The sequence below is a fragment of the Sphingomonas nostoxanthinifaciens genome (genome assembly GCF_019930585.1).
Classification (GTDB): Bacteria; Pseudomonadota; Alphaproteobacteria; order Sphingomonadales; family Sphingomonadaceae; genus Sphingomonas_I; species Sphingomonas_I nostoxanthinifaciens.
In genome coordinates this window covers 3479123-3497368 of record NZ_CP082839.1, presented here as the reverse complement: position 1 = coordinate 3497368, position 18246 = coordinate 3479123, and the positions used below count along the sequence as shown (strand labels likewise).

The following is an 18246-nucleotide window of genomic DNA, read 5'->3' as shown; positions in this document are numbered from 1 at the left end:
CGCAACCAGGCCAACCATACAAACACTCCATCACTCGGCCGAAAACACCGGCCACGCTCCGCAACCGAAACGGTAACCGGGCGTTAACTCCGATCTGGATCTGCTGCAACGCAGCAATTGTTACGATTTGAAAAGCTCGAGCTGATCGGTGGCCACTTTGGCAATCGGTCGGGTGCTGTCCAGCATCGCACCCGGCTGCCAATCGTCGGCGATCAGGAACGGCCGCACCTTTGCAAGCGATACGGTGAGGCGGCCGATATCCTCTAGCCGCAACCGCCGCCACCGCCGCGCGCTCAGAATGGCGTTGATCGCCTTCACTCCCAGGCCGGGAACGCGCAGCAGCATCTCCTTCGGCGCGCGGTTCACATCGATCGGAAACATGCCGCGAAACTTCAGCGCCCATGCGGTTTTGGGATCGATGTCGAGCGGAAGCATCCCGTTTGCATCCGCAGCATTCGTAACGTCCTCAGCAGAAAATCCGTAGAACCGGATCATCCAATCTGATTGATAAAGACGGTGTTCGCGCATCAACGGCGGCCGCTTGAGCGGCAGGATCGCGCTTGCGTCGGGGATCGGGCTGAATGCCGAGTAATAGACACGGCGCAGGCTGTATCGGTCGTACAAGCCCTTGGCGCTGGCGATGATCTCGCCATCGCTCGCGCTGTCGGCGCCCACGATCATCTGGGTCGACTGGCCCGCGGGCGCGAAGCGCGGCGCGCTGCGGAAGCGCTTGCGCGCATCGTGCCCGTCCTCGATCGAATCCTTTAGGTCGTGCATCGCCCCGGCGATGCGCTCGCCCGATTTCTCGGGGGCGAGTCGCTTCAGCCCGCGCGCGGTGGGCAACTCGACGTTGATCGACAGGCGATCGGCATGGAGGCCGGCCTGATGCACCAATTGGGGATCGGCGTCGGGAATCGTCTTCAGGTGGATGTAACCGCGGAAGTGATGGTCCTCGCGCAGCGAGCGCGCGACCTCGACGATCTGCTCCATCGTGTAATCGGACGAGCTGATGATGCCCGAGGAGAGGAACAGCCCCTCGATATAGTTGCGGCGGTAGAAGGCGAGCGTGAGCTGGACCACTTCCTGCGCGGTGAAGCGCGCGCGCCGCACGTTCGAGCTCTTGCGGTTGATGCAGTAATGGCAGTCGAAGATGCAGCTGTTGGTCAGCAGGATCTTGAGCAACGAGATGCAGCGGCCGTCGGGCGCATAGGCATGGCAGATGCCCATGCCCTCGGTCGAACCAATCCCCTTGCCATCGCGCGAGGAGCGCTTGGTGGTGCCGGATGACGCGCAGGACGCATCATATTTCGCGGCATCGGCCAGGATCGCCAGTTTTTCGCGCGTGTCGAGCTGGGCCATATGTTCGGTCTATGTTCTTGCGTGGCCCGGCGCAAGCCATTGAGGCCAATCGAAATGTCAGTGGCCGATATGCAGGCCGACCAGCAGGATCGCGAACAGCAGGTAGAGCAGGCTCATCGCCGCCAGCAGCCGCCGCGAGACGACGCCGCAGCGGAATGCGACGAACATGATCGCCACCGCCGCCGCCGTGATCCCGGCACCGAGCAGCAAAGGCGCATCGAGCAGCCACGGCGTCCAGAACAGGCCGAACGCAGTCGGCACCGTCGCCTGGATCATCATCGCGCCGGAGATATTGGCCAGCGCCAGCCGGTGTTTGCCCTGCCGGATCCAGATGATCGCGTTCATCGTCTCGGGCAATTCAGTCGCCACCGGGCTCAGCAGCAGGGCGACGAGCTGCGGCTTGAGCCCCAGCACAGGCGCGAGGCCACCCAACTGCGCCACGAATAGATGCGACGCGGCGAAGATCACGACGAGCGCGACGAGGGTCTGCAGCAGCACCAGCCCGATCGCCGGATCAGCACTGTTGGGAGCGAAGGTCAGCGGCTCATGCTCGCCTTCGACCTCGCCGCCTTCGTGGCGCATCTCGGCGCGCAGATAGACGCCGTAGGCGAGCAGGAAGAGCAGGCCGAGCCAAGGCTTCCACGCGAATGCGATCAGGCCGAGCGCGATCTTGATGACGAACAGCAGCAGGAACCAGCCCTGATCGCGCGACAGGCCACGAAACTGCGCCTTGATCTCAGGCGTCTTGGGCAGCTTCACCCGGCACAGCAGCAGGGCGACGCCGACCGTGGCATAAGCGATCGTCGCGAGCGCGAGCGGTCCGCCAAGTGCCGCGCCGACGCCGAGCGCCTTGCTCGCCGCGGTGCCGCCGAACGCGACCGCCACCAATGTCACCGCGCTTTCAGGCAGCGCCGTGCCGAAGGCGGCGAGCACCGATCCGGTCGCGCGCTGGCTGACGGCAAGCTTGGAGCCGAGCCACTCGACACCGTTCACGAACAATTCGCACGAGAGGTAGATCGCGACCGCCGAACCCAGCAGCAGCGCAATCATCACGGCCAAAGAATGCATCGTCGTCCCCCGGGGCCGGGCGCAAGCGCATGGAGCGGCCGTCACGCACCCGGCCCCGGGAACGCTGCCGCCCATGGTCTCGCCAAGCTGACGCTGCATCCGCCACGGCCGGGGCCGAGTATGTTGACGGATGCGCCGCGCATCATCGCGCGGACGGCTACTCCCCAAGGGAGCGGCGCCTGTGGCAGCTAGACTGCTTTGCGTCAATGTCCCTGGCGCGGGTGTCAGCCCTCGGCCATCTCGGCCAGTTCCAGCCAGCGCAGCTCGGCTTCCTCCTTGCGCCGGCGCGCGGTTTCGAGCCCGGTCATCAATGCCGCGAACCGCTCGGCATCGCGCGCGTAGAGCTCGGGATCGGCCAGCGCCGCCTCGTCGCGCACGATCGCCGCCTCGATCTTCTCGATCTCCTTCGGCAGCAGGTCGAAATCGCGCTGGTCCTTGTAGCTCAGCCGTTTGCGCGTCGGCGTCGGCGCAGGCGCGGCGTCGGCCGGTCCCGTCTTCGCCGTGGCTTTCGTCTTCGGCGCATCGCGCGTGCGTTCCCAGTCGGCATAGCCACCCGCGACCACGTCGACGCGGCCCGATCCGTCGAGCCCCAGCGTCACCGTGACGGTGCGATCGAGGAAGTCGCGGTCGTGGCTGACGATCAGCACGGTGCCGTCATAATCGGAGATAACCTCCTGCAGCAGGTCGAGCGTTTCCAGATCGAGGTCGTTGGTCGGCTCGTCCATCACCAGCAGGTTGGAATGGCGGGCAAATTCGCGCGCCAGCAGCAGGCGCGAGCGCTCGCCGCCCGAGAGCGTACCGACGCGCGCGTCGATCATGTTCGGGTCGAACAGGAATTCCTTGAGATAGCCGGCGACATGCTTCCGCACGCCCAGCACGTCGATCCAGTCGCCGCCGTCCGCCAGCACGTCGCGGATGCGTTTTTCGGGGGACATCAGCTTGCGCTGCTGGTCGATGATGACGCCATCGAGCGTCGCTGCCAGCTTGATCTTGCCCTCGTCGGGCGCGATCTCGCCGGTCAGCAGCTTGAGCAGGGTCGTCTTGCCGGCGCCGTTCGAACCTACCAGCCCGATGCGATCGCCGCGCGTGATGCGGAAAGTGAAGTCGCGGATGATCGTGCGGTCGCCGTAATTCTTGGTCACGTGCTCGGCGTCGATCACCACCTTGGTCTTGGTGTCGTTAGCGGCGGTGACGAGCTTGGCGGTGCCCTGCGGCCCGATCATCGAGGCGCGGGTCGCGCGCATCTCCATCAGCTTGGCTTTGCGCCCCTCGTTGCGGGCGCGCCGCGCGGTGACGCCGCGCTGGAGCCAATGCTCCTCGAGCTTGAGCTTGGCGTCGAGCTTTTCGGCGGAGCGCGCCTCTTCGGCATAGACGGCCTCGGTCCACGCCTCGAACCCGCCGAAGCCGACCTCGGCGCGCCGCATCGATCCGCGGTCGAGCCAGAAAGTGCTCTTGGTCAACCGCGTCAGGAAGGTACGGTCGTGGCTGATGACGACGAACGCGCCGTTGAAGCGGCCGAGCCACTTTTCCAGCCACTCGATCGCGGCAAGATCCAGATGGTTGGTCGGCTCGTCGAGCAGCAGCACGTCGGGCGCCTGCGCCAGCGCGCGTGCGATCGCGGCGCGTCGCCGCTCGCCACCGCTCGCCGTTGCCGCCTCGCGCGCGAGATCGATGCCGAGCTGATCGGCGATCGCCTCGACCTCATAGGGCTGCGGCGCGTCGTCGCCCGCCAGCGCCCAGTCGCGCAACGTCGCATGTCCGGCGATGTTCGGATCCTGCTCCAGCAGCACGACCTTCGTGCCGGGCACGATCGTACGCCGGCCTTCATCGGCGTCGATCAGGCCGCCGAGGAGCTTGAGCAATGTCGTCTTGCCGGCGCCGTTGCGGCCGATCAGCGCGAGCCGGTCGCGCGGGCCGATGTGGAGGTCGAGATGGCGGAACAGCCAGCCATTGCCCTGGACGAGACCGAGATTTTCGTAAGCGAGAATGGGTGCTGCCATGGCCGCCAGATAGTCGCGGACGACGCCAAGCGCGAGAGCGTTCGGCGGGCCGTTCATATTCACGGGTTATTCAAGCGGATCGGGCCAAGGCGCGGGCATGATCCTGAAGGCGATCACCGCCGCATCGTGCGCGGCCCTGCTGCTCTGCGTGCCCGCTTCCGCCCAGCGGCGGCGCGACCAGGATGCCGCTTATGCCGCGCGTCAGTCGGGGCAGGTGATGCCGCTTCACCAGATCGAGAAGCAGATCGTGCCGCGCATGGCCGGCTGCGACTATCTGGGGCCGGAGTTCGATGCGGATTCGGGGGTCTATCGCCTGAAGTTCATGCGCGGCCGATCGGTGATCTGGCTCGACGTCGATGGCCGCACCGGCCAGATCGTGGCCCGATCCGGATATTGAAGCGTTGGGCCGAAACGACATATGCCAGTAAAGCGCCGGCGCTGACGCCGCGCCAACGAGGAGTGACGGATGCGCGTACTGATCGTCGAGGACGAGCCCAATCTGGGGCGGCAGCTGCGCGCGACGCTCGAGGGCGCGGGCTATGCCATCGACCTCGCGACCGATGGCGAGGACGGCCACTATCTGGGCATGACCGAGAATTACGACGCGGTGGTGCTCGATCTCGGCCTGCCGGAAATTGACGGCCTCACGGTGCTCGATCGCTGGCGCAAGGATGGCAAGGACATGCCCGTTCTCGTGCTGACCGCGCGCGACAGCTGGTCGGACAAGGTTGCCGGGCTCGATGCCGGCGCCGACGATTATCTCGCCAAGCCGTTCCAGACCGAGGAACTGATCGCGCGGCTGCGCGCGCTGATCCGTCGCGCCTCGGGCAACAGTTCGTCGGAACTGCTGGCGGGCGACATCCGGCTCGACACGCGCTCGGGCAAGGTCACGCGCGCGGGCGAGCCGGTGAAGCTGACCGCGCAGGAATATAAATTGCTCTCCTACCTGATGCACCACAAGGGCAAGGTGGTGAGCCGCACCGAACTGATCGAGCATATCTACGATCAGGATTTCGACCGCGATTCCAACACGATCGAAGTGTTCGTCACCCGCATTCGCAAGAAACTGGGCCAGGACGTCATCACCACCATCCGCGGGCTGGGCTACAGCCTCGAGGAGCCAGCCTGAGATGGCGCGCGCGCGGCCCCGGGCGGGCGCGGCGCGCTGGCTGGAAATTCCGGCCAACATGATCCGCGTGACGTTCGGCCGTCCGCTGGTGGTTGCCAGCGGCGGCGACGAACCGCCGCGCGTGGTGAGCGGCACGACCGGCTCGCTTATTCGACGCATGCTCGGCATCGCCGCTTTATGGATCGGCGTGCTGCTGATGGGCGGGGGGCTCGCGCTCGATCGCGTGCTGAACAGCGCGATCACGCGCAACTTCGACGCGCAGCTGCAATATGTGCTGAACGCGATGATCTCGTCCGCCGAGATCGATCCGGTGGGCGAGGTGCGGTTCAACCGCCCGCTCGGCGACCAGCGCTTCCTCGAGCCGGGATCGGGCCTCTACTACCAGGTGTCGGCGCCGAGCTTCGAGCCGTTCCGCTCGCGCTCGCTCTGGGATCGCGCATTGCTCACCGGGCCGCCGCACGAGGATGACGGCTTCCACATCTACGACACCAAGGAGTTCGCCGACGAGCCGCTGCGCGTGATGGAGCGCGACGTGCACCTGCCGGGCTCGCCGGTCGTGTGGCGGTTTCAGGTGGCGCAGGATCGTGCGAGCCTGAATGCCTATATCGCCGTCCTGCGCAAGACGTTGGTCCGCTCGTTCGCGATCCTCGGCTTCGGGCTGATCGTGATGTCGGCGCTGCAGGCGACCTTCGGCCTGTGGCCGCTGCGCAAGGTGCGGCGCGAGATTGCGGCGGTGCGCAGCGGCCGCGCGGCGCGGGTCGATGCGCGCCTGCCGGTCGAGATCGCGCCGATGGTGGAGGAGCTCAACGAGCTGCTCGCCCACAATGAGCGCCAGGCGGAAGAAGCGCGCACCCACGCGGGCAACCTCGCGCATGCGCTCAAGACGCCGCTGACCGTCGTCATGAACGAGGCGACCGCGAACAGCCCCGATCTGTGCAGGACGGTCATCCGCGAGGCGACGACGATGCGCCGCCAGGTCGATCACCATCTCGCCCGCGCGCGTGCCGTCGGGCGGCGGGCCTCCGGCCAGAGCGTCGCGGCAGTCTGGCCCAGCCTCGAATCGGTCGAGCGCGCGGTTGCTCGGCTCTATCCCGACGTGACGATCGACGCGGCCGGCAACCGGCAGGCGAAGGTGCATGTCGAGCGGCAGGATCTCGACGAGCTGCTCGGCAATCTGATCGAGAATGCCGCCAAATATGGGGGGCACCGTGTTTTCGTCACGGTCGAGACCGAGCCGGGCTTCGTCGATATCGTCGTCGAGGATGACGGCCCCGGCATCCCCGCCGCCGAGCGTCAGGCGATGTTCGAGCGCGGCAAGCGGCTCGACACCGGCAAGCCGGGCACCGGCCTCGGCCTCGCGATCGTGCGCGACGTCGCCGGGATCTACGGCGGATCGGCGGCGCTGGAGGAGAGCGAGGATCTGGGCGGGCTGCTCGTGCGGCTGCGGCTGCCGGCCGCACCCTGATCCTCGTCGCGGGGCAGGAAGCCGCGCGCAAGCCCGTGATACAGCCGCTCGGGTGAGACGAACGAGGCCACGCCGTCGGCGATCAATGCGGTCGCCAGCAGCGGCAGCATCAATCCGCGGCTTGCGGTGGTTTCCGAGATGATGATGACCGAGGTGAGCGGCGCGCGCACCACGCCGGTGAAATAGGCGACCATCCCCAGCAGCACGACCGCGCCGCTCGGTTCGCTCGGAAACAGCGCGCGGATGAGGTTGCCGACACCCGCCCCGGTGGCAAGCGACGGCGCGAAGATCCCGCCCGGCAGCCCGGCTGCAGCGGTGGCGAGCGTCGTCGCGAACTTGGCGGGACCGAACCACAGCGGGGCGCGGCTGCCGTCGATCATCGCGCGCGCGGCCGTGTAGCCCGTGCCCCACGTCATGCCGGTCGCGACGCCCAGCACCGCAACGACCAGCCCGCATGCCGCCACCAGCAGCACCGGCCTGCCCCGCGACAGCCGCGCCGCGCCGCCGCTCGACAGCCACAGCATCGCGCGTGAGAACAGGCCGCCGCCGAGACCGCCCAGTACGCCTGCGACCGGCGCCAGCCACAGCACGGCGGCGAGCGGCAGCGTCTGGCCGACCACGCCGAAATAGACATAGTCGCCGGCCAGCCCGAGGCTGGTCATGCCGGCGATGAGCACGGCGGTCATGACCAGCAGGGTCATCTTCTGCTCATAGGCGGCGGCCAGTTCCTCGATCGCGAAGGCGACGCCGGCGAGCGGCGTGTTGAACGCCGCTGCCACGCCCGCCGCCGCGCCCGCCACCAGCACCGATGCGGAGACGCGTACGCGCATCAGGCGATGGGCATAGGCCATCACGGTGGCGCCGATCTGCACGGTCGGGCCCTCGCGCCCGACCGAGGCGCCGCACAGCAACGCCGCCGCGGTCAGCACGAACTTGACGATCGCGACGCGGGCGGAGGCGAGCGCGCGCGTCGCCATCTCGGGATCGCGCTTGGCGGCAATGATCTGCGGGATGCCCGAACCGCGCGCGGCCGGCGCCAGCCGCGCGGTGATCCACGCGATCAGCATGAAGCCCACCGGCGTCATCACCAGCGGCAGCCACCAGACGCGCATGGTCCACGCGCCGAACAGCTCGGCGGCGCGATCGGCGACGCTCGCGAAGGCGATCGCGACGAGGCCGACCGCGACCGCGCCCCCCAACGTGGCCGCGCGGCGGCGCCACGCGGGCGAGGTCGGCCCGTGCCGGCGCAGCATCGCGCGGCTCCGTCGTAGCGTCCGAACGCGACGGCCCGTCATCGCACCCTCACGACAATGTCTTCTGCATGAAGACGACGTCGAGCCAGCGGTCGAACTTGTAGCCGATGGAGCCCAGCGTTCCTGCGTCGTCGAAGCCCATGCGGCGGTGAAGCTCGATCGAGCCCGCATTCGCGGCGTCGCCGATCACCGCATACATGCGCATGAATCCCGCGGCCGTCGCGGCATCCATCAGCGCCGACAGCAACGCCCGGCCGACCCCGCGCCCGATGGCGTCGTGGCGGATGTAGATCGAATTCTCGCACGAGAAGCGGTACGCCGATCGATCGCGAAACTGGGCGGCATAGGCATAGCCGGAGATCCCGCCTTCGTCCTCCGCCAGCAGCCACGGCCAGCCGCGATCGATCACCTTGGCCATACGCTGCGCCATGTCGGCTGCGTCCGGGGGCACCTCCTCGAACGTGCCGGTGCCGTGCAGGACGTGGTGGGCGTAGATTTCGGCCACCGCCTCGGCATCGCGACAGGCATTGGCAGGGCGGATCGTAAGCATCGCCGCCTCTGTTGCGCACTGGCGCTCGAAACGAAAGGGCAAGTCTGCGCCTCCGCTTTGGCCGGCATGCTATCGCCGACGATAGCGAAAGTACCAGACCTCAGATTCAAATCTGGAATATAACACTGATATCAAATGAAAAATTCCCGAAAAGCCCGCCAGATTTTTTCGCCACTGTAATCGCCGGGCAATCACCGTTTTCCAAGGCTATATCCTAGAGTGGCGCGCGCCAGAGGTATCCCGCCCTCGTTGCCACAGTGGCCCCGCAAGGCGTCCGAGCAAATCGGCCATTTTCGCGGCGAGCTTCCTAATCGTCGCGTTGGCTCGGCACGCTCCCGGCGCACAGGGCGCGGGCTTGTCGGCGCGGGCGGAGACGACCGAACCGACGAGGCGATGTCGGCCCCGATGACGATCGCCACACGCGTGACGTCGCGCGCGGTCGATGGCGCGGAACAGCGCAATCCGGTGGCAGGTCGTGCGCAACGCCTCGATCGTTGTTGCGCGCTTGGAACCGCGTCGTCGATCCAACCGTGGCGCATCCTATCCACCGGCTGGTGCACATCGGCACCGACGGCAGCATCCCTGCGACGTGATATTACATCATTATGCAATATTTTGATTATAAATTCACACATCCAAGCCGGAGCAGGTCGAACTTCGAGCGGCATGGCATTTGCTGTGCGCGCAATCTTGTTCGAGGCTGTGAAGCTGTCTTTGCGAGGTCACGGCCTCCGCGAAGCCAGTAGAGCTCAGGGACTTCGATCTGGGAGGGGCTGTCGGCGTCGCCGTCTACGAAAGTTCGCTTCCCTGCCATGCCATACGAGACCTTTCCGATCGCCGATAACCCGCCTGCTGGGCCGGGGCGTCTGTCGGTGCGCGTGCTCCTTGCCGAGGACGATAGCGCGACCGCGCAATTTATCGAAGAGGGGTTGGCAAACGCAGGCCATAAGGCGACGGTCGTAGAGACGGGCGGCGGCGCACTGGAAAGCCTCGCCAGCGGCAATTACGACGTTGTCATCCTCGATCGGCTGATGCCGGATGGAGACGGCATCGCCGTACTGAACGCTTTGCGCGGACGGGGTTGCAAGGTTCCCGTGCTGATGCTGACCGCGCTGGGTCAGATTACCAAGCGTGTCGAAGGGCTCGTTGCGGGTGCCGACGATTACCTCGTCAAACCGTTCGATCTGAGCGAATTGATCGCCCGGATCCACGCCCTCCACCGTCGCGCAGGAGATGGCGGGATCGCTTCGCCGACGCCTGCCACCACATTGGTGTGGGGCGGCCTTTCGCTGGATCTGTTGCGTCGCACGGTTACGTATTGTGGCCGCGACGTGGTGCTGTTCCCCAGAGAGTTTCGCATTCTGGAGGAATTGGCGCGGGCGTGCGGCGAGACGCTGACGCGGACCATGCTCCTCGAACGCGTCTGGGGCTTTCATTTTGATCCCAAGACCAATCTGGTCGAAACGCATCTCAGCCGACTTCGAACGAAATTGGCGGATGCGGGCTGCGCGGGCATGATCGGCACGGTTCGGGGCGTCGGGTATCGCCTGCGCGGCGATGCCTGATCGCGGCATCTCGATCCGGGGACGATGGCGGCGGAGCGCTGCCTATCGTATCGCCATCCTGTATTCGATGGCCGTCGCGGTGGCCACGCTGGTGCTCGGCGATTTTGTCTACCGGTCGGTCCATCGCACCGTCTCCGATCAGTTCGATCGCCGTATCGCCGGCGATATGGAGGCGCTCAGGATCGCCTATCGGCGGCGTGGCCCGGCCGGGCTGGCATTGGCGGTCAACGATCGCGCGGGCGGCCTGTACATGAGCGAGTTGAATCATGCCGTGTTCGATCGCGCGGGGCACAGGCTGGCCGGCTCTCCACTGGTCTTATACGGCCCGGCCGGCTGGCATGCTGCGCGTCTCGCCCCGCATACGCCGAAGCAACGCAGGAAGGGGCGCGGCGACAAGGCGCGCGGCCTCGCCGAGGATCTGCCGGATGGTACGCGGCTTATCATCGTGGCGGATAGCGATACAGTCGATCATGCCGACAAAAATGTTGTGCGCCTGTTCACCAATGCCTTTTTCGGCGTGCTGCTGATCGGCGCGTTCGGAGCACTGTTTCTCGGCATCTATCTGCGGCGCAGGCTTTCGGCCACGCGCGAAACGGCAACCGCCATCATGGCCGGGGACATGTCGCAGCGCATTCGCATCGGGCCGGCGGGCGACGAATTTGACCAGCTCGCGATGATGGTCAACGTCATGCTCGATCGGATTGCGATGCTGGTGGCGAATGTCCGGCAGGTCTCCGCCGATATCGCGCATGATCTGCATACGCCGCTGGCGCGGCTGCGCAACGAATTGCGACGCGCTTCTGCGGCCGGCGATCCGACCGAACGCAAGGCGATGATCGAATCCGCAATTTCGCAAAGCGACGACGTGCTCGCGCTGTTCGCGGCAATCCTGCGGATTTCGGAGATCGAGGAGGGCGGGCTGCGCAGCGCGTTCACGCCGCTTAGCCTCTCTGAGATTGCCGTGGACGTGTGCGAGAGTTACGCGCCGATCGTCGAGGATGGCGGCCGCATGCTCGAATGGTCGGTGGCGCCGGAGGTTTCGGTGTTCGGCGATGCGGAACTGCTTGCGCAGGCGATGGTCAACCTGATCGACAACGGGCAGAAACATACACCATCGGGAACGCGCGTGTCCTTGCGACTGGCGATGACCGGCGACAGGGTCGTTCTGACCGTCGCCGACAATGGACCGGGCGTCGCCGTGGCCGATCGGGCACGCATCCTGCAACGCTTCACCCGCTTGGAAGCGAGCCGGACGCGGCCCGGGCATGGCCTTGGCCTCAATCTCGTTGCGGCGATCGCGAATGCCCATAGCGCGGAACTTGAAATCGGCGAGGCGGCACCTGGCCTCCAGGTGGTGCTGCGCTTCCCGCCCGTCGTGGCCCGATAAGCATCGTTTTGAAATGGCAGCTGCTCGAGCGGCGGCAATTTATACAATATTTCAATTTCATCGAGATGTCATAAGCGCTGCATAGCGCGGACATAACAACAACAGATCACCGCTAGACGGGCTGGAAATATTCAGAGGAAAAATGCAGGCGGCAGGGCTGTTCGCCCTGCGATGAGCATGCTTGTTTGTTCAATCCGCAGCCATCATCGTTCAGAGTATTTTAACGGGCTCGGCACTGGTCGACCGGTGTCGCCGTGCGTCAACGCCGGCGATGGCCCGGGGCGACGATATTGAGCGATTGCCGGGGGAAGCCCGCGCCGGTGCGACCTTCGATTTCTATCATCCAACCGAAAGACACGACATCATGACAAACCCGCTTTTCCGTGTGGCCGCCCTGCTACTGCTGCCGAGCGCTCTCGCCGCCGCTCATGCGCAGTCCGCTCCGGTTGCGGCGCCCGCCGCCACCAAGCCTGCGCCTCAATTGATTGCCGTCAGCGCGCCCAACGCGCAGGCCCTGATCGCCCGGGTCGCGGCTGCGCACAGTGACGTGTTCCTGCTCGGCCTGCATGCAAATGTTCCCGGCACCACCAGCAACGCGATCATCGCGTGCAGCGACGCGCCGCGGATCGGTAAGCCTTCCAGCGCCGGCGACCTCGCTCTGATCGGCAAGACCAAGATCGTCGTCGCCAAGCTTCCGGCGAAGAACGTCTACGAAGTCGCGATGCCGATTTCGGACGCGCAGGGGCGCTCGTTCGGCATGATCGTCGATCAGATGAAGATCGCTGCGATCAAGGACGAGGTCGACGCCCTCCAGCGCGCGCTCGCCCTTCGCGCCGAAGTCGAGCGTGGCATTCAGAGTGAGGCCTGGCTGTTCGACCGTAACTGACACACTGCTCGGCGGCCGTGCAGCCGCCGATCTTTCCCTAAAAGCGACCATTCTCATCGGCTGCCGAGTTGGGGCAGTTGGTGCGGCGGTTTTGCCGGCCGGCACGTCCTCGATCTTGCCGGCCGCGCAGGCATGCCTGCGTCCGTCGACGGGATCGAGCCTCGCCACGCCCATCGTGCTCCCGCCGCTGTCGTTCGGCTGCTGCTCTTGTTCGCATGAGGCTGACGCCGGACCTCGTCGCTCGTCTAGCCAACGTGGCGAACCGACTCGCGCGCGATCAGATTGGCGGGGATGAGGTGGTCGATCACATCCTCCTCCTCGCCATCCACGCAGCGCGCGATCGTGCTCATGATCTGCTCGGCGAAGACGTGAGGATCCTGGCGGAACGTGGTCAGCCGATATCCTTCCCATGCCGCCATCGGCACGTCGTCGAAGCCGATGACCGAGAAATCACGACCGGCTTCCGCCCGGCGGGAGCGGCGGGCGGCGTCGATCACGCCGAACGCGATATGGTCGTTCAGGCAGAACAGCCCGTCGGCAATACCGTCCGGGCCGATCAGTTCCGGCCCGAGCGCGAGCCCGCCGGCATAGTCGGCGCGCCCGCTGTCGGCGATCGGCGGTGCCGCGCGGATGATCCGCGGCGGCGCGTGCCCCGCCTCCGCCGCGCCGGATAGAAAGCCTTCGATCCGCGCGCGCATGCTGAACGTATCGCGCGCCGGCGACACCGCGCAGATCCGCGCGCTCGTTTCTGCAAGTTCGCGATAGGCGACACGACCGGCCGCCCGGTTGTCGGCGGAAATCAGGTTCAGCCCGGGTTCGTCGCGGTTGAGCGCGATCAGCGGGATGCCGGTGCGCTTCGTCGCCTCGATGAACGTGCCGGGTGGCGATCCCGACAAAATCACCACCGCCGCCGAGCGCAGGCTGACCACCTGGCGCAGCGACTCTTCCGCGATGTCGGGGGCAGTGCCGATGTTGATCAGCAGCGGCGCATATCCGGCGGCGATCAGACGCTCCGTGATCGCTGGCAGCATCATGCCCATGAACGGGCTGCCGAGCGAGGCGGAGACCAGCGAGACGATCATGCTGCGATCGTCGAGCAGTCCGCGCGCGAGCATGTTGATCTCGTAGCCGAGCTCGTCCGCCGCGGCGATCACGCGGGCTTTCATGTCGGCGGAAATGCTCGCGCCAGGAGTGAGCGCGCGGGAAACGGCGGAACGGGAAACCCCCGCGCGCTCGGCCACCTCGCGGGCGCTGACATAGTGTTTCTTCACAGCGACCCTTGCTCTGAACAGCTGTGCAGAAATATCACAAAATTTCAATCAAACCAGTCCCAATCGCCTCCTTGGGACTGACGGCGGCATCTGCTGGCGGTACGGGATCCAGAAGATCAGCGCGATGGCTCCGATCGCGGCCATCAGAATGTACGCCGTATCCGTCGTCCACCGTTCGGCGACATAGCAGGCCAGCAGGGGGCTCGCGGCTTTGCCGAGTTCCTGCAGCAGCATGATGCTGCCATATCGCACGCCAATCCCGTTCGCCGGTACGCGAAGTTCGCTCAGCGCCGCGCCGATCGCCAGCATCTGCGCCGATTCGCCTATGCCGTGCAATATCTCCACCGGCACGAGCGCGAGGTGCGGCGGGAGGATCGTCGCGATCACGCAGCGTAGCGGGAGAATTGCGAACGTCGCTGCGAACACGCGCCAATAACCCCACCGCCGCAACACGGGTACGATCAGGATCGAGCCGCCGATCATCGCGATCTGCGCGACGATCGCAATGCCGGACGAAAGCGCGGGTGCGCTCAATCGGCTGGAGTCGGCGAGCGAAAGGCCCAGCAACAGGCTGAGTGCGGCGTTGCCAATCTGGAAAAGGCCGAGCGCGATGCTCAACCCCAGCAGCGTCTGGCTCCGATTCGCGCTCGGCCTGCCCTCGTGGACTCGGAGCCGCGATACTGGCGGTGCGCGCCAGACCGTCGCGAGAAGAAGCATCAGATAGACGCCTTCGAACGCGATAAGCGTGGAAAATCCGAAGCCGCTACCGACCAAACCCGCCAAAGCGAGCCCCGCCGCTCGCCCCAAATGGCCGAACGCCTGGTTGCGGCCGAGTTGATCAAGCCGTTGATACATCGGAATGATATTGAAATTCATCGCGAGCAGGGCGGGAGTGATCACCGCTTCCGAAAGCGACATCATCGCTACGGCGCAGAGAGACGCGAACATGCTGTGAGAATGGAGCAGGATGCAGAATGCGCCGAGCGCAAGGCCACCGGCGATGACCGGCCAAACCTTTCGGCCATGCCTGCTGTCGACCACCATGCCGGCCGGCACCGTCGCGACCATCAAGACCAGGTTGCCGAATGCCATGACCGCGCCGATCGAGGCGGCGCCAAGCCCGTGTTTATAAAGGAATAGCGCCAAAAACGGCATGAAGCCGCTGCGCAGCAAAGCGGCGGCGAGATTGATGTGATCGATACGGCTGGCCCGAATCCAGGCAGAAACGGGACGTGGGCAATCACTGCTGGGCACGAGAGCGCTCTAGTCCGAGAAAATGACATTGCTGATCTTCGCTGTCACGATCCTGACACGACCGGACGTTAGTTGCACAGCCGTGCAGAGAGCATAAGCCGAGCAGTCCCAAAACAACATCAGGAAGATCACAGCGCAATTTCCATTGCGTCGCTTCGTCCGCACGCCCGTCGGCCTGGGCGTGGGACGCAGTGTCGGTGACATGGTCATACCCGTTCCGGAAGGTAGCTGGCGTGTTCGGTTCGTCCGCGCCGGCTTCCCGATCTCTTTTCGCCCGCCGTTCCGTGCGACGCCGCCTGCGCGGCGCGAGGGTCGGCGACCCGTGAGTCATCCGCCCAGCATCCAGCGGCGATGCTGCGCCGATCAACGCATCCTCCCTCTTTCAACGAAAGCTCAGAGAATTGTCATGACCCTTCCTCTGCCTTCCGCCTTTCGTCGCCACCGCGCGCTGCTGCTGCTGTCAGGCGCGCTGCTGCCGGTATGCGTCTCCCCCGCATGCGCCGCGGCCCCGGCGAGCGAGCCGATGGCGATGCATAATGACGCCGTGAACGTTGCTTCGGCCGATGCGGAGGGCTCCGACGACCGGAAGGACAGCGATCGCTCGGACATCGTCGTCCAGGCGTCGCGCCTGAAGGGCGCGCACAGCACGGTCGAGCAGGCGCTGCTGATCCAGAAGCTGGCTCCGAACATGGTCGATGTGATGTCGCAGGACGAGATCAAGCAGATGCCGAACTACGTGCTCGGCGATGCGGCGCGCCGCCTGCCGGGCGCATCCGTCATCAACAAGAGCGGTGAATCGCGCTCGATCCAGATCCGTGGCATCGACCCGAACCTGAATGGCGTGCTGTATGAGGGTGTCATGCTGCCGGCCGGATCGATCAACGGTGCCGGCCGGGCCGTACCGTTCGACGCCATTCCCGCCGCACTCGCCGGCGGCCTGGAACTGTTCAAGACCAACCAGCCTTCGCAGGAGGCCACGGCGCTCGGCGGGCAGATCAACATTCTGTCGCGTGAAATCGCGCCCGGCGAGAAACCCTATATCGAGGTGATCGCGGCGGGCGGCTTCCGTCAGCCGCACGCCAACGGCATTTTCCAGGGTACGATCAGCGGCGGTGCCCGCTTCGGCCTGCACAGTGACCCGTTCAGTGGCAGCACCCCGTTCGGTGTGTCGTTCTTCGCCACCGACACCGCCGATTCGATGAAGATGGACAACATTCAGCAGACATTCCTGGATAAGGCGGGCCAGCCGAGCAACGCGCTCAGCAAGGCGCAGCAGATCATGTATACGCAGACCAAGAAGCGTTATGGCTATGGCGGCGCGCTGACATGGGATATTGCTGCGGGCACGACGCTGTATTTCAAGGCGTTCGAATCGGGTATCGACTTCCATCCGAAAAAATATGCATTGGTCTATGGGTTCTCGAATCCGGTGTACGGCGCGACGAATAATTTTACCGCGACGACCGCACTCTCCGAGAACATCAACGACAATCTGATCCATGATCGCGAGAACTTCTACAAGTTCGGCGGTAACAGTACGTTCGGCAAGCTGTCGGTTGAATATTATGGCGCCTATGCCGCCAACCGACTTTCGTCGCCTTATTCCTATTCGGGTACGCTGGCGCGGCCGGGAACGGCCTCGGTCGCGGTCGACAATGTGACCAATCCGCTCTTGCCGAACCTTGCGGCGACCGACGGTTCGACCCTTACCAATTATTCGAGCTACGTCCTGAACTCGCTGTCGAACGCGGCCCAGGACGATCATGATGGTGCATGGTCGGGCCATATCGGCCTGTCGGCTCCGGTCGATTTCGGTGCAGTCGAGGGCACCTTGAGCGCAGGCGGTGGCGCGCGCTTCGAGAAGGTCACGCACTATGACCCGAAATACACCTACAGCGGCGTACCGTCGACGACCGGCGCAAGCCTGGGCAGCACCGAGAATTTCACGATCTTCGACGGTGCCTACAACCTCGGCTCCATGACCTCGACGGGCGGGATCAACCAACTCATCACCGGCGGCGCGCTGACCGAGAATATGGCGGCCGATGCCACCAGCCTTCGCCAGGCGTATCTCAACGACGACGAGAACATCTATAACGGCTATGTTCAGTACGACGGGAAGATCGGCAAGTTCGGGTTTCTGACCGGCGTCCGCTTCGAGAAGACCGAGGGCACCTATCGGGGCACGGCGACCAGCACCGTCTCCAGTGTCACCACGTTGACGCCGCGCACTGTCCGCCAGAGTTACAGCAATTTCTTCCCGACCGTACAGTTGCGCTACAATTTCACCGACGATCTGGTCGCCCGCGCCAACTGGTCGACTGCGATCGGCCGCCCTGGCTTTAGCCAGGTGACGGCGACCCAGACCGTGAACACCAGCGGCACCGTCACCACGGTCACGCAAGGCAACCCGGACCTGAAGCCGACCACCGGCAACAATTTCGACGCCAGCCTCGAATATTACATGCCGCATGGCGGCATCATCTCGGTCGGGCTGTTCGACAAGGAGTTCGACAATTATGTCGTGTCGACCACCGTTCCCGGTACGTACAACGGCACCACGGCGACGTTCACAACCTATGGCAATATCGATCATGCCTCGGCGCGCGGCGTAGAGGTCAATTATCGCCAGCGGTTCGATGATCTGCCGGGTCTGCTCTCGGGCGTCGGCATCAGCGGCAACTTCACCTATGTTCGTTCGCGCGGTTCCAGCCGCGGCGGCGTGACCGAAACGTTGCCGAATACGACGCCCTACATCGTCAATGTCGGTCCGTTCTACGAACACGGCCGGTTGTCGCTGCAGCTGCTCGCCAATTACCAAGGCTGGACGATGACCTCGCTCGGCTCCACCCCGACGCTCGACAATTTCGTGCAGCCCTATCTGAACTTCGATTTCGATGCGCGCTTCGCCATCACCAAGCGCCTCACCGTGTTCGCGCAGGGGCGCAACGTGACGAACACGAATCAGGTCGCAACCGAGGGCAAGGTCTCCGGGCGCTTCACCGAGCTGCAATATTACGGATCGTCCTACCTGTTCGGCATCGATCTGAAACTTTGAC

The 18246-nt window shown here is 65.1% G+C and carries 14 protein-coding genes; 7 read left to right on the top strand and 7 right to left on the bottom strand.

Translation table 11 applies throughout. The annotated features are described in order from the left end of the window. Nucleotides 1–120: 120 nt before the first annotated feature. From K8P63_RS16630 to K8P63_RS16620, 3 genes are all read right to left on the bottom strand, one after another. A complete protein-coding gene (locus tag K8P63_RS16630; protein ID WP_223797118.1) occupies nucleotides 121–1359 on the bottom strand; it encodes a putative DNA modification/repair radical SAM protein in 1239 nt (412 codons plus the stop codon). Between the two features lie 57 nt (nucleotides 1360–1416). Then, complete coding sequence (locus tag K8P63_RS16625; RefSeq protein ID WP_223797117.1) at nucleotides 1417–2427, bottom strand: sodium:calcium antiporter; 1011 nt, start codon at nucleotides 2425–2427, stop codon at nucleotides 1417–1419. Between the two features lie 224 nt (nucleotides 2428–2651). Then, on the bottom strand, nucleotides 2652–4427 hold the full coding sequence (locus K8P63_RS16620; protein ID WP_223799859.1) for an ATP-binding cassette domain-containing protein: 1776 nt from the start codon (nucleotides 4425–4427) through the stop codon (nucleotides 2652–2654). Between the two features lie 97 nt (nucleotides 4428–4524). Between K8P63_RS16620 and K8P63_RS16615 the strand changes: the two genes are divergently transcribed. The 3 genes from K8P63_RS16615 (at nucleotide 4525) to K8P63_RS16605 (ending at nucleotide 7021) form a co-directional block, all read left to right on the top strand. Beyond that, nucleotides 4525–4824, top strand: a complete 300-nt coding sequence (locus tag K8P63_RS16615) for a hypothetical protein (protein ID WP_223797116.1) — start codon at nucleotides 4525–4527, stop codon at nucleotides 4822–4824. A 69-nt stretch (nucleotides 4825–4893) separates the two neighbouring features. Further along, nucleotides 4894–5556 (top strand): response regulator transcription factor, encoded by a 663-nt coding sequence (locus K8P63_RS16610; protein ID WP_223797115.1) that lies wholly within the window; start codon nucleotides 4894–4896, stop codon nucleotides 5554–5556. 58 nt (nucleotides 5557–5614) lie between these two features. Then, entirely contained in the window at nucleotides 5615–7021 is a 1407-nt protein-coding gene (locus K8P63_RS16605; RefSeq protein ID WP_398288916.1) for a sensor histidine kinase, read from the top strand. Here the strand turns inward: K8P63_RS16605 and K8P63_RS16600 are convergent. Together K8P63_RS16600 and K8P63_RS16595 are read right to left on the bottom strand one after the other, a co-directional pair. After that, on the bottom strand, nucleotides 6940–8274 hold the full coding sequence (locus K8P63_RS16600; RefSeq protein ID WP_223797114.1) for a chloride channel protein: 1335 nt from the start codon (nucleotides 8272–8274) through the stop codon (nucleotides 6940–6942). The two genes, K8P63_RS16605 and K8P63_RS16600, sit on opposite strands and share 82 nt — an antisense overlap. A gap of 49 nt (nucleotides 8275–8323) precedes the next feature. Further along, a complete protein-coding gene (locus tag K8P63_RS16595; protein WP_223797113.1) occupies nucleotides 8324–8824 on the bottom strand; it encodes a GNAT family N-acetyltransferase in 501 nt (166 codons plus the stop codon). Between the two features lie 812 nt (nucleotides 8825–9636). Between K8P63_RS16595 and K8P63_RS16590 the strand changes: the two genes are divergently transcribed. The 3 genes from K8P63_RS16590 to K8P63_RS16580 all read left to right on the top strand — a co-directional run bounded on the left by K8P63_RS16590 (nucleotide 9637) and on the right by K8P63_RS16580 (nucleotide 12662). Next, on the top strand, nucleotides 9637–10389 hold the full coding sequence (locus K8P63_RS16590; RefSeq protein WP_317629324.1) for a response regulator transcription factor: 753 nt from the start codon (nucleotides 9637–9639) through the stop codon (nucleotides 10387–10389). Between the two features lie 517 nt (nucleotides 10390–10906). Further along, the gene (locus K8P63_RS16585; protein WP_223797112.1) at nucleotides 10907–11776 is read left to right on the top strand and encodes a sensor histidine kinase; all 870 of its coding nucleotides are present in this window, start codon (nucleotides 10907–10909) and stop codon (nucleotides 11774–11776) included. A 181-nt stretch (nucleotides 11777–11957) separates the two neighbouring features. Beyond that, on the top strand, nucleotides 11958–12662 hold the full coding sequence (locus K8P63_RS16580) for a hypothetical protein (protein ID WP_223797111.1): 705 nt from the start codon (nucleotides 11958–11960) through the stop codon (nucleotides 12660–12662). A gap of 245 nt (nucleotides 12663–12907) precedes the next feature. Here the strand turns inward: K8P63_RS16580 and K8P63_RS16575 are convergent, their stop codons facing one another. Beyond that, nucleotides 12908–13933, bottom strand: a complete 1026-nt coding sequence (locus K8P63_RS16575) for a LacI family DNA-binding transcriptional regulator (RefSeq protein WP_223797110.1) — start codon at nucleotides 13931–13933, stop codon at nucleotides 12908–12910. A gap of 48 nt (nucleotides 13934–13981) precedes the next feature. After that, complete coding sequence (locus K8P63_RS16570; protein WP_223797109.1) at nucleotides 13982–15187, bottom strand: MFS transporter; 1206 nt, start codon at nucleotides 15185–15187, stop codon at nucleotides 13982–13984. Nucleotides 15188–15593: 406 nt separating this feature from the next. On the opposite strand from K8P63_RS16570, the gene K8P63_RS16565 reads away from it, so the two are divergent. Beyond that, a complete protein-coding gene (locus tag K8P63_RS16565; protein WP_223797108.1) occupies nucleotides 15594–18245 on the top strand; it encodes a TonB-dependent receptor in 2652 nt (883 codons plus the stop codon). Nucleotide 18246: the final 1 nt, after the last annotated feature.